This is a genomic window from Streptomyces sp. NPDC090119 (assembly GCF_044747085.1).
Taxonomy (GTDB): Bacteria; Actinomycetota; Actinomycetes; order Streptomycetales; family Streptomycetaceae; genus Streptomyces.
The window spans coordinates 310,570-322,413 of the sequence record NZ_JBIVDK010000003.1 but is presented as its reverse complement, the minus strand read 5'-3'; the positions used below and the strand labels follow the sequence as shown (position 1 = coordinate 322,413).

The following is an 11,844-nucleotide window of genomic DNA, read 5'->3' as shown; positions in this document are numbered from 1 at the left end:
TTGGCACCGAGACGACGGGGCGCCGCCCGGCCCTTCCGTAGACGAGTTCAGGATTGCGAGCACCGGTGCAGAAGAAGCGGCCTCGGCGCACAGGCAGGCAGACGGCCCCCCAGGGGACCGAACAGACCCCCGTGGGCGCTGGACGTCCCACCCATGTGCGCAACCGGCTGATCGTCGCCGTGGCCGTGGTGGCCGCCGCCATAGCCGCGGCAGGCGCCCCCGCCCTGCTCACCGCCTCCGGGGACCTCCATGAGTCCCAGAAGCTGGTGACACTGGCGGACGAGACGCAGGACGCCCTCTCGCTCGCCCACGCGCTGGCCGACGAACGCGACGAGGTCACCTCCTACGTCGCCGCCGGACGCCCGAAGACCAAGGCGCCCTCCGAGCAGCGCGGCACCCGCGTCGACCACCAGGTCGAGGACCTGCGCGCGGACACCGACCTGCCGTCCCGGCTGCGTACCGCGCTGGACGGCATCGCCACCGTCCGCCGCACCGCCCTGACCGGCAAGTCGGACGCGCTGCGCACCCACCAGGCGTACTCGGCCACCATCACCGAACTGCACCGGCTCGCCGAGGAACTGGCCGAGCGGACGCCCCCGCGCGCCGGGTCCGGCGCCTACGCGCTCGCCGAACTGGACTCCGCCGTCCAGCAGTCCGCCGCCGCGCGCGGCCTGCTGCTGGCCGCGCTCAGCGTCCCCACCACGCCCAGCACCCAGATCAGCCCGGTCACCGGACTGCCCGTCACCAGCAGCGGCAGCAGCAAGGACGACACCGCCCGCCGGGACGCGCTCACCGCCGCCGCCCAGCGGGCCCGGCTGCGCGCCGACGCCGGTCTCGCCACCTTCCGCGAGACCGCGCCCAAGGACGCCGTCACCTCCTACGACTCCACGGTCACCGGCCCCGAGGTCAACACCGCCGACAAGTACCTGGGCTTCCTCACGGCCCAGCCCACCTTCGGCGACCGGCAGCTCGCCGTCAGCGCCAAGAAGGCGGACGCGGCGCTCTCCGCCCGCGTCGACCTGATGCGCGGCGCCGAGTCCGCTCTCTACGAGCGCCAGGGGCAGAACCTCGCCACCCTGCGGGACGACGACGTCACCGGGCTGGAGATCCGGATCGCGGTGCTCGGCGCCCTGATGCTGGTCGCCGTCGGCATCGCCACCGCCATGGCCCGCACCCTGACCCGCCCGCTCTCCGTGCTGCGCCGGGGCTCGGCCCGCCTGGCCGGTGCCGAGGACCCCGCCGGGCAGGAGCCGATCGCCTTCACCGGCCGCAACGACGAGTTCGCCCAGGTCGTCCGCTCCGTGAACGCCCTGCACGCGCACGCCGTCACCCTGCACGAGCGGGTCGCCACCCTGGAGGCCGACCGCAAGCACCTGGTCGGCCAGCGGCAGAAGATGGCCGACGCCCGCGAGGCGCTGCGCGCCGAACTCAGCGACTCCAGCGCCCAGTTGGAGCGCCTGCGGGAGAGCATCGGCGGCACCTTCGTCAACCTCGCGCTGCGCACCCTCGGCCTGGTCGAACGCCAGCTCTCCGTCATCGAGGGGCTGGAGGAGCGCGAGCAGGACCCGGAGCGCCTGGCCACCCTGTTCAAGCTGGACCACTTCGCCACGGTCATGCGGCGCCACAGCGAGAACCTCCTGGTCCTCTCCGGCACCGAGCACATCCAGCCCGCCCACGGCCCGGTCCCGCTGGTCGACGTGGTCCGCGCGGCCGTCAGCGAGATCGAGCGGTACGAACGCGTCCGGATCGCCGCCCTGCCGCCGCACGCCCATGTGGCCGGCTTCGCCGCCGACGACCTCTCCCACCTGCTGGCCGAACTCATGGAGAACGCCAGCTCGTTCTCCCCGCCCGACCTGCCCGTCGAGGTCTCCGCCTGGCTGCTGGAGTCCGGCGAGGTCATGCTGTCGGTGCAGGACGAAGGCATCGGCATGGCCGTCGAGCGCATGGAGCGGCTCAACGGCCGCCTCGCCGACTTCGACCCGGAGTCGCCGTACGAGCAGGAGGGCGAGGACGGCCTCGGCCTCGGCCTGTACGTCGTCGCCCGGCTCGCCCACCGGCACGGCATCCGGGTGCAGCTGCGCGAGCAGAAGCAGGGCGGGGTCGCCGCCGTCGTCGTGCTGCCCCGGTCGCTGCTCGCCGAGACCCCGGTCGGCGCGGTCCCGCACCACGCCACCCGCACCGCGGGCACCCAGAGCTTCTCGCTGCCCGGCGCCGACGCCGAGGCCAACTCCAACGTGCTGCGCGGCCGCCCCAAGGGCACCGACCCGCTGGTCGCCCTCGCCGAGAAGGCCGTGGCCGACAACGAGATCGCCGAGCAGGGCGCCTCCGCCGACAAGGCGGACGCCGCCGAAGCGGTGATCCCGAGGCAGGCCACCCGCGAGCTGCCGCCCGAGACGGCGCCCGAGGTGCTGCTGGAGACGCTGCCCGAGGCCCTGCCCGAGTCGGCCCCCGAGACCACGATGGAGCTGCTGCTCCCGTCGGCCGCCCCCGCCGACCGGACTGCTCCCGTCACCCCCGCGCCCGTCACCCCGGCGCCCGTCATCCCCGAGCCCGCCGCCCCCCTCCCCGCCGAGGCCACGCACGACCGTGCCCCGGACGAGACGGAGGAGAAGCTGACGAGCAAGGGCCTGCCCAAGCGCACCCCGAAGATCACCGCGCCCGAGGCCCCGGTCCGCCCGCGCGCCACCGGTGTGGACGCCGAGGCCCTGCGCCGCAGGCTCGGCGGCTTCCGCAAGGGGGCGCAGGCCGGTTACCGGGACGTGGAAGCGGAGATCGCCGAGCACACGGCGCAGAACCAGCGGCCCACCAGCAGTGCACACGTCGAAGAATCCACGGGGGGCCACGCCGAGGAGGCAAGCAGTTGACCACGCCCAGTACCTACGGACTGAGCAGTGAAGCCCGCAACCTGCATTGGCTGCTGACCAACCTGGTCGAGGAAGTACCCGGTATCCAGTCGGTCGCGGTCGTCTCCTCCGACGGCCTCCTCCTGCTGTCGTCCGACCCGAGCCGCGCCGAGGCGGAGCGGCAGAACCGGCCGGTGACCAAGGGCCCCCGCGGCTCCGCCGCCGACCTGGCCACCATCGTCTCCGGCATCGGCAGCCTCACCGTGGGCGCCGCCAAGCTGATGGACTCCGGCTCGGTCAAGCACACCATGGTCGCCATGGACGAGGGCAGCCTCTTCGTCATGTCGATCAGCGACGGCTCGCTGCTGGGCGTGCACGGCTCCGCCGAGTGCGACATGAGCGTGATCGCGTACCACATGGCGCTCTTCGTCGGCCGGGCCGGACATGTGCTGACCCCGGAACTCCGCAGCGAACTGCGGAAATCCATGGAGTCCGAACCGAGCGGGAGCAGCCGATGAGCGCCATCGCCAGGAAGAAGACGCAGCTCCCCACGCGCGGCAGCGACCGCAAGGCCGCCCGCGTGCGCCCCTACTCGCTCACCGGCGGCCGCACCCGCTTCGGCCACGTCCTCCTGGTGGAGACGTTCGTGGCCAGCACCGCGGCGCTCGACGCCCCGGAGGAGCGCAAGGAACTGGCGAACGGGGCCGCTCCGCGCGTGATGCCGGAGATGGTCGCCATCGTCGAACTGTGCCGCCGTATGCGCACGGTGGCCGAGATCGCCGCGCTGCTGAGAATGCCGCTCGGCGTGGTCCGGGTGCTCCTCAGTGACCTCGCTGACCAGGGAAAGATCCGTGTTTACGGCACCGGAACCGGTCACGGCACCGGCCGTCCGGACCGCGCGCTGCTGGAAAGGGTGCTGAGTGGACTCCGCCGTCTCTGACGCGACCGCCCCCGTCGGGAACGCTTCCCCCGTCGACGGCGTGGCCGAGCCCGTCGAGGAACTGAAGTCCTGGCAGCAGGACCGCAGCCGGGCCCCCGTCGCCACGAAGATCGTGGTGGCGGGCGGGTTCGGCGTCGGCAAGACCACCCTGGTCACCGCGGTCTCGGAGATCACCCCGCTGCAGACCGAGGCGCTGATGACCCAGGCGAGCGAGGAGACCGACGACCTCACCGCCACGCCGGGCAAGACCTCCACGACCGTGGCCATGGACTTCGGCCGCATCACGCTCGACGACGACCTGGTGCTCTACCTGTTCGGCACGCCGGGCCAGCAGCGGTTCTGGTTCATGTGGGACGACCTGGTGCGCGGCGCGATAGGTGCCGTGGTCCTCGCCGACACCCGGCGGCTCAAGGACTGCTTCCCGGCGCTGGACTACTTCGAGAGCTGCGGCCTGCCGTACGTGGTGGCGGTCAACCACTTCGACGGCAGCGAGATGTTCGGGCCGGAGGACGTGCGGGAGGCGCTGACCATACCCGCCCACATCCCTGTCATGATCATGGATGCGCGGCGCCGGATCTCAGCGATCGAGACCCTCCTGGCCCTGGTGGGCCACGCGCTCGACGTAACCCCCGAGTAGTCCCCAGCCCCCGTAGGAGACGCCCCCGCATGCGGAAGATACTCGTCGTCGGAGCCGGTCAGTCCGGTCTCCAGCTCGCCCTCGGCCTCCAGTCGCACGGCTACGAGGTCACCCTGATGTCCAACCGGACGGCGGACGAGATCCGGTCCGGCCGGGTCATGTCGACGCAGTGCATGTTCGACACCGCCCTCCAGCACGAGCGTGACCTCCAGCTGAACTTCTGGGAGTCCCAGGCCCCGAAGATCGAGGGGCTCGGCGTCTCGGTCGCCGCCCCCGGCTCCTTCGACCCCGGCCCCTCCCAGCGGGCCATCGACTGGGTCGGCAAGCTGGACGGCTACGCGCAGTCGGTGGACCAGCGGGTCAAGATGGCCGGCTGGATGGAGACCTTCGCCCAGCGCGGCGGCCAGCTCGTCATCCACGGCGCGGCCGTCGGTGACCTGGACTACTTCTCCCGCACCTACGACCTCGTGCTGGTCTCGGCCGGCAAGGGCGAGCTGGTGTCGATGTTCGGCCGTGACCCGGAGCGCTCCCCGTACACCGAGCCGCAGCGCGCGCTCGCGGTGGCGTACGTGCACGGGCTCGGCCCGCGCCCCGAGCACCCGGAGTTCGACGCGGTCCGCTGCAACCTGGTGCCCGGGGTCGGCGAGATGTTCGTGATGCCGACGCTGACCACCTCCGGCCGCGCCGACATCCTGTTCTGGGAGGGCATACCCGGTGGCCCGCTCGACGTGTTCAACGGCGTCAAGGACCCCACCGAGCACCTCTCCCTGACCCTGGAGCTCATGGAGAAGTTCCTGCCCTGGGAGTACGCGCGCGCCACCAAGGTCGAGCTGACCGACGCGGGCGCCACCCTGGCGGGCCGCTACGCGCCGACCGTGCGCAACCCGATCGGGCGGCTGCCCGGCGGCGGACTGGTCCTCGGCGTGGCCGACGTGGTCGTGGCCAACGACCCGATCACCGGCCAGGGCTCCAACTCGGCGTCCAAGTGCGCCGCCGCCTACCTCGACTCCATCCTGGAGCGCGGCGACCAGCCGTTCGACGAGGAGTGGATGAAGGCCACCTTCGACCGCTACTGGGCCACCGCCCAGCACGTCACCAAGTGGACCAACGCCATGCTGGCCCCGCCGCCGGAGCACATCCTCAACCTGATCGGCGCCGCGGGCCAGCTGCAGCCGGTCGCCGACCGCTTCGCCAACGGCTTCGACAACCCGGCCGACTTCGAGAACTTCTTCTACGACCCCGCGAAGACGGAGGCGTACGTCGGCTCGGTGGCCGCGGGCGCCTGATCCACTCGACGACTCCTTCGGCCCCGTGCCCGCCTGCTACAGGCGGCGCGGGGCCGCGTCGGGTCGTACGGCGCCCAGGACCGGGTTGGCCGCCAGCGGAGAGATCTTGACCTTGTCGCCGGTGCGCGGGGCCTGCACCACCTTGCCGCCGCCGAGATAGAGGGCGACGTGGGTCGCCTCGGGGAAGTAGATGACCAGGTCGCCGGGGCGCATGGAGTTCAGCGGGACGTGCGGGAGGCGGGCCCACTGTTCCTGGCTGGTGCGGGGGATCGGGGTGCCCGCGCGGGCCCAGGCGCGGGAGGTCAGGCCCGAGCAGTCGAAGGAGGCGGGGCCGGTCGCGCCCCACAGGTAGGGCTTGCCGATCTGGTCCAGGGCGAAGCGCACCGCCTTGCCGCCCTCCGCGGAGGCGGGCCGGTCGTCGTCCCCGAGGGTGCCCGACGCGATCAGGCGCCGCTGCGCCTCGGTCACGCCGTCCTGCTCCAGCCGGGCCAGCTCGGTCTGCTGCTCGGGGGTGAGGGAGGCGAGCAGCCGCTCCACCTCGGACAGGCGCTTCGTCACGTCGTCGCGCTGCTTCTTCTGCCGTGCGGCCAGGGTGAGCTGGGTGTCCAGGGCCTTGCGGGCCGACCTGGCCAGGGCGTCCGCGCGCCGCTCGGCGCCGGTCAGCCGGTCCACGGTGGCGGCGCGTTCACCGGCGACGCGGCCGATGACATGGCCCTCGTCGAGCGCCTGCTGCGGGTCGCGGGCGAGGAGGACGCGGACGTAGACGGAGAAGTTCGAGCTGTTCTGGTACTGCTCGCGGGCGAGCCGTCCGGCGTCGCTCCGGCTGCCGCGCAACGCCTGCCGGGCGTCCGCCAGTTCGCCGTCCAGCCGCTTGACCTCGGCCCGCTGCGCGGCCAGCTTCTCCGCGGTGGCGTTGTAGGTCTCGGTGGCCTGTTCGGTCTGCTGGTACAGCCGCTGAAGGTCCGTCAGCAGCTGGGCCACCGGCCGCTGCGGTTCCGGCGCGGCCACCGCGGGCAGCGGCGCGAACGCGACCTGGGCCGCCATCGCGGCCGTACACGCCAGACGCAGCAGGGCTACTGACACGACATCACCTCCGGTGCGAGGGGCGGCGGCCGTCCCGCCTGCCTCCCTACCGGGAGCTTGTGCCGCGTTTCGCGGGGTTTGCGCGCCGAACGTGCGCGGACCGGCGCAACGTTGTCACCCGGTCGGGTCGTCCGGCTTGCCGTCCGGCGTGTTGTCCCGCCTCGGCCGCGACCAGGGCCAGCGCAGCCGGTCGGCGTCGCCGAGGCCCTCCGGGTCGTGCACGTACTTCCAGCCCCGGAGCAGCCCCAGCCTCCTGGTGTGGCCGCGCGGGGTGCGTCGGTAGACCAGCACGGTGGGCGGGCCGCCCGCCGCGTCGGGGACCGGGATGCGGTACGTCTTCGGGGGGTGGCCGGTCGGGCCGAGCAGCACCGGCAGCACCCGGCCGTCCATCGGTCCGCCCTCGAAGGGGATGTCCTGACTCTTCACGCGCTCAGTCTCGGTCATCCGCGTCGAGCGAGGCGACGAGGGCCGCCGTCTGCGGGTCGCGTCCGGCGGTCACCACCAGGACGGCGGTGAACTGCTCGACCAGCCAGTCCCGCAGCTCGTCCCGGGGCGGCTGCTTCTCCTCGTCCAGCCAGATCAGCGACGACGCCTCGACCGCCGCGATCCACATCCGCACCGTCATCCGCAGCCGGGGCCCCGGCTCGGCCACCCCGAGGTGGCGGTAGAGGTGCTCGGCGGCGGCCCGGCGCACCCCGTCCACGATGGCCGTGGTCCGGGAGGTCTCCACCACGCTGCCGCCCTGGAGCAGCGCGCTGAACCCGGTGTCGTGCTCGTCCACGAAGGCCAGATAGCGGTCGAGGACCCGCCCCAGCCGGGGCACCGTCGGCCCCTCGCGGGGCTCGTCGAAGCAGAGCCGCAGCGCGTCGGCGGCCGACTTCAGCGCGGCCTCGTAGAGCTGCTGCTTGCCGCCGGGGAAGTAGCGGTAGACCAGCGGGCGGGAGACCCCGGCCGCCTCCGCCACGTCGTCCAGGGAGACCTCCTCGGGCGCGCGGTGCGCGAAGAGGGACAGCGCCGAGTCCAGCAGCTGGCTGCGGCGCTGCTCCACACTGAGGCGTCGGTAGGCGGGGGTGGCGGCCTGCGGGGTCATGCTTGGCAGCGTAATCGGCCGTCCTCCCCGTGGCGCCCCCGGGCGGCTACGCCAGCAGCCCCGACGCCTTCCACAGCCGCCGTCCGGCGCCGCGCAGCACGCCGATCTCGTCCAGGAACTCGGTGAGCCTGCCCGCGCCGGTCTGCATCACCTCGCGCCGGTGCCCGCTGGCCTTCACCTGGGCGACCGCCTCACGCTTGTCGAGCCCGACGTTGGTGTACACCTCCGGGTTGATGAAGGCGATGGAGAAGACCCGCGCGAACTCGCCGGAGGTGACGCGGGTGAACTCCCGCGACCACTTCGGCGCCGTCACCATCTGGCGGCGCAGCTCCTCACGGGCGTACCGGACGTGCCGGGCCTCCTCCACCACGTGGATGCGCGTGACGCCCCGGATCAGAGGCTGCACCCGCTCGTCGGGGAAGGTGAGGCGCTGCATCCAGTCCAGCACCTCCTCGCCGAGCAGGGTGGCGGTGAAGGAGCCGGGCGTGGTGGAGACGGTCTTGAACAGCCGCCCGAGGTTCTGGTGGGCCCGGCTCACCGGGTAGTACGGGGTGCCGCCGCGGGTGATCACGCGGGCGAACATCTTGGAGTGGCGGCACTCGTCCTCGATCTCGGTGAGCGCGTACCGCACATGGGCGCTGGTGGCGGGCTTGTCGTAGATGTGCCGGACCAGGAGCTGCATCAGGATCAGCTCGAACCAGATGCCCAGCGAGGCCAGCGCGGCCGCCTCGTGCCGGGACAGGTCGATGCGCTGCTCCTCGCTCATCCTGTGCCACAGGGGCGTGCCGTACAGCGACACCAGCTCCGGGGGCCAGAACCACTTGCCCTCTTCGAAGGGGGCGTCCCAGTCCAGCTCCTTGTCCGGGTCGAAGGAGTGCTTGGCGGACGAGACGAGCAGTCGCTCGGCCACCTGCTCGCGGTCCTTGAGCGCGCCCAGCGCGTCGCGCAGCCCGTCGAGCGTTTCCTCTTCCGTCAGGGTCGTCATGGCCTTAAGTCACCTCGTCCAGCACAGGGGTACGTCGTCGTCCGCCTCTTATGAGACTGCGTGTCAGCAAGGGCGTCAATCCCTCGCGCACGACTTTTACCGACGACGAACCCCCTTACGGCCCCGACCGGTTCAGGAACCCAGCACGGCCCGCATCACCTCGCGGGCGATCGGCGCCGCGTCCCCGCCCCCGCTGATCTCCCCCCGGTCCGCCGAGGCGTCCTCCACCACCACCGCGACCGCCACCCCCGGCTCCGCGGTGCCGTCCGCCTGCGCCCAGGACACGAACCAGGCGTACGGCAGCCCGGTGTTGCCGACCCCGTGCTGCGCGGTGCCCGTCTTGCCGCCGACCGTGGCACCCCGGATCGCCGCGTTGCCGCCGGTGCCCCGCTCCACCGCGTCCCGCATCAGCTCCTTCAGCTGCCACGCCGTCGACGGCCGCATCACCTGCCTCAGCGGATGCGCGCCGCCGCCCGCGACCGTCTCGCCCCCGGACCGGGTGGTCCGCTCCACCAGGTACGGCGCCCGCGCCTGCCCGCCGTTCGCCACCGCCGCCGAGACCATCGCCATCTGCAGCGGGGTCGCCCGGGTGTTGTACTGCCCGATCGAGGACAGCCCCAGCTGCGCCTTGTCCACCACGGTGTCGAAGGTGGACTCCGCCACCGCGAACGGCACCTTCAGCCTGGTGTCGTTGAAGCCGAAGGCCCGCGCCGTCGCCGACATGTCCGGCAGCCCGACGTCCACACCCAGCTTGGCGAACACCGTGTTGCAGGACCACGCGAACGCCACCCGCAGCGAGGCGTCCCGGCAGTCGTCGGCCTCGTTGGTCAGCCGGGTCGTGGTGCCCGGCAGCCGGTACGGGTCGGGGGAGTCGGTGGCTGCGTCCAGGTCCGTGATCACCCCGGCGTCCAGCGCGGCCGCCGCCGTGACCACCTTGAACGTCGACCCGGGCGGATACGTCTGCCGCACCGCCCGGTTCAGCATCGGCTTGTCCGGATCGGCGTTCAGCCGCTCCCACGCCGCCGACACGCCCGTACTGTTCCCCGACAGCAGCGCCGGGTCGTACGACGGGGTCGACACCAGCGCCAGCACCTTGCCGGTGGCCGGTTCGATCGCGGCCACCGCCCCCTTGCGCCCGCCGAGCCCCTGGAACGCGGCCCGCTGGGCCCTGGCGTTCAGCGTGGTGACGACGTTCCCGCCCGGTGCGTCGGCCGTGTCGTGCCACACCGGGAACTCCGACAGCAGCGGATCGGTGCCGGACAGCAGCCCGTCCTCCGCGTGCTCCAGGAAGGTGGAGCCGAACCGCTGCGAGGCGAAGCCGGTCACCGGGGCGTACAACGGGCCGTCCAGGTAGGTGCGTTCGTAGCGCAGCTGCTCGCCGGTGTCGCGGGAGCCGGTCACCGGTGCCGCGCCGACCAGGATGTTCCCGCGCGGCTGCTGGTAACGGGCGATGGCCGAGCGGCGGTTGGCCGGGTTGTCGCCGTACGCGCCCGCCTCCACCACCTGCACCCGGGCCGCGTTCACCAGCAGGGCCAGCAGGAGCAGGCCGCAGAAGCCCAGGGCGTGCCGGATGTAGGGGGCCATCGGATGGTTGCCGCCGTACTCGCCGGGTCCGCTCACGGGGCCTCCTCGCCGTCGTACTGGCTGCGCGCCGAGTCGCTCACCCGGATCAGCAGGGCCACGATCGCCCAGTTGGTGACCACCGAGGAGCCGCCCTGGGCGAGGAACGGCATCGCCATGCCGGTCAGCGGGATCAGCCCGGTCACCCCGCCCGCGATCACGAACACCTGGAGCGCCAGGATCGACGCGAGCCCCACCACCAGCAGCCGCCCGAACGGCTCCCGCAGGGCGAGCGCGGCCTTGAAACCCCGCTCCACCAGCAGGGCGTACAGCAGGAAGATGGCCGCGAGTCCCGCGAGGCCCAGCTCCTCACCGGCCGTCGCCAGGACGAAGTCCGACTTGGTGGCGAAGCCGATCAGCGTGGAGTGGCCGAGCCCCAGCCCGGTGCCGGTCATCCCGCCCGCCGCGAACGCGAACAGCGACTGCGCGAGCTGGTTGGGCCCCTGACCGGCGTCGATGGTGCCGAACGGGTGCAGCCAGTCCTCGATCCGGCCGTGCACATGCGGCTCCAGATGCCCCACCGCCACCGCGCCGAGCACCGCCAGCACCAGCCCGACCGCGATCCACCCGGTCCGGCCCGTCGCCACGTACAGCAGCACCACGAACAGCCCGAAGAACAGCAGCGAGGTGCCGAGGTCCCGCTCCAGGACCAGCACCCCGACGCTCAGCAGCCAGATCGTCACGATCGGCCCGAGCACCCGCCCGGTGGGGAACTGGAAGCGCCAGATCCGGCGCCCGGTGTACGCGAGCGCGCCGCGGTTGGCGGCCAGGTACGCGGCGAAGAACACCGCGAGCAGCACCTTGGCGAACTCGCCCGGCTGGATGGAGAACCCGGCGATCCTGATCCAGATCCGGGCGCCGTTGACCGCCGGGAACAGGATCGGCAGCAGCAACAGCACCAGCGCCGCCGCCACGCACACGTACGCGTACCGCTGGAGCACCCGGTGGTCGCGCAGCACCAGCACCACCACGATGAACAGCCCGACCCCGAGCGTGGACCACACCAGCTGCGCCGGAGCCGCCCGGTCAGCCGGGGTCTGGAGGTCGAGGCGGTAGATCAGCACCAGCCCGAGCCCGTTCAGCAGCACCGCGATCGGCAGCGGCAGCGGATCGGCGTACGGCGCCCGCAGCCGCACCGCGAGATGCGCGAGCAGCGCGAGACCGCCGAGCCCGGCCCCGTACCCCGCCGCACCGGGCGGCACGGAACCGGTGCGGGCCAGGCCCACCGCGCAGTAGCCGTACACCGACAGCAGCACGGCCAGCACGATCAGGGCCAGCTCCACCCCGCGCCGCCGGGGCAGCCGGGGGCTCGGGGCGGCGGTGCGGGAGGCGTGCGGCGCGGTCCCGGCCTGGGTCATCG

General features: G+C 72.7%; 11 protein-coding genes. 5 read left to right on the top strand and 6 right to left on the bottom strand.

The window, feature by feature from the left end; genetic code table 11:
* Positions 1 to 65 precede the first annotated feature (65 nt).
* From ACIPPM_RS14135 to ACIPPM_RS14115, 5 genes are read left to right on the top strand one after another with little or no spacing between them, the layout of a single operon-like run.
* Positions 66 to 2,864 carry a nitrate- and nitrite sensing domain-containing protein gene (locus tag ACIPPM_RS14135; protein ID WP_401447105.1) on the top strand — a complete coding sequence of 933 codons (2,799 nt, stop codon included), beginning with the start codon at positions 66 to 68 and terminating at the stop codon, positions 2,862 to 2,864.
* Complete coding sequence (locus ACIPPM_RS14130) at positions 2,861 to 3,361, top strand: roadblock/LC7 domain-containing protein (RefSeq protein WP_388995513.1); 501 nt, start codon at positions 2,861 to 2,863, stop codon at positions 3,359 to 3,361. Before ACIPPM_RS14135 ends, ACIPPM_RS14130 begins: the two co-directional genes overlap by 4 nt.
* On the top strand, positions 3,358 to 3,783 hold the full coding sequence (locus ACIPPM_RS14125) for a DUF742 domain-containing protein (RefSeq protein ID WP_393596166.1): 426 nt from the start codon (positions 3,358 to 3,360) through the stop codon (positions 3,781 to 3,783). The genes ACIPPM_RS14130 and ACIPPM_RS14125 overlap by 4 nt, the downstream gene beginning before the upstream one ends.
* Positions 3,764 to 4,420, top strand: coding sequence for an ATP/GTP-binding protein (locus tag ACIPPM_RS14120; protein WP_393596165.1), 657 nt, complete (start codon positions 3,764 to 3,766; stop codon positions 4,418 to 4,420). Before ACIPPM_RS14125 ends, ACIPPM_RS14120 begins: the two co-directional genes overlap by 20 nt.
* A gap of 29 nt (positions 4,421 to 4,449) precedes the next feature.
* Complete coding sequence (locus tag ACIPPM_RS14115) at positions 4,450 to 5,706, top strand: styrene monooxygenase/indole monooxygenase family protein (protein ID WP_388995504.1); 1,257 nt, start codon at positions 4,450 to 4,452, stop codon at positions 5,704 to 5,706.
* A 36-nt stretch (positions 5,707 to 5,742) separates the two neighbouring features.
* On the opposite strand, the gene ACIPPM_RS14110 is transcribed toward ACIPPM_RS14115, so the two are convergent.
* The 6 genes from ACIPPM_RS14110 to ACIPPM_RS14085 form a co-directional block, all read right to left on the bottom strand.
* On the bottom strand, positions 5,743 to 6,789 hold the full coding sequence (locus ACIPPM_RS14110; protein WP_401447099.1) for an NlpC/P60 family protein: 1,047 nt from the start codon (positions 6,787 to 6,789) through the stop codon (positions 5,743 to 5,745).
* A gap of 114 nt (positions 6,790 to 6,903) precedes the next feature.
* Positions 6,904 to 7,215, bottom strand: a complete 312-nt coding sequence (locus tag ACIPPM_RS14105; protein WP_401447096.1) for a hypothetical protein — start codon at positions 7,213 to 7,215, stop codon at positions 6,904 to 6,906.
* A gap of 4 nt (positions 7,216 to 7,219) precedes the next feature.
* Complete coding sequence (locus tag ACIPPM_RS14100) at positions 7,220 to 7,879, bottom strand: TetR/AcrR family transcriptional regulator (protein WP_401447093.1); 660 nt, start codon at positions 7,877 to 7,879, stop codon at positions 7,220 to 7,222.
* Positions 7,880 to 7,925: 46 nt separating this feature from the next.
* Positions 7,926 to 8,864: a diiron oxygenase gene (locus ACIPPM_RS14095; protein WP_401447090.1), complete on the bottom strand. Its 939-nt coding sequence runs from the start codon at positions 8,862 to 8,864 to the stop codon at positions 7,926 to 7,928.
* A 132-nt stretch (positions 8,865 to 8,996) separates the two neighbouring features.
* Positions 8,997 to 10,448, bottom strand: coding sequence for a penicillin-binding transpeptidase domain-containing protein (locus ACIPPM_RS14090; RefSeq protein WP_401448465.1), 1,452 nt, complete (start codon positions 10,446 to 10,448; stop codon positions 8,997 to 8,999).
* A gap of 32 nt (positions 10,449 to 10,480) precedes the next feature.
* Positions 10,481 to 11,842, bottom strand: coding sequence for an FtsW/RodA/SpoVE family cell cycle protein (locus tag ACIPPM_RS14085; RefSeq protein ID WP_401447087.1), 1,362 nt, complete (start codon positions 11,840 to 11,842; stop codon positions 10,481 to 10,483).
* Between the last annotated feature and the right edge of the window lie 2 nt (positions 11,843 to 11,844).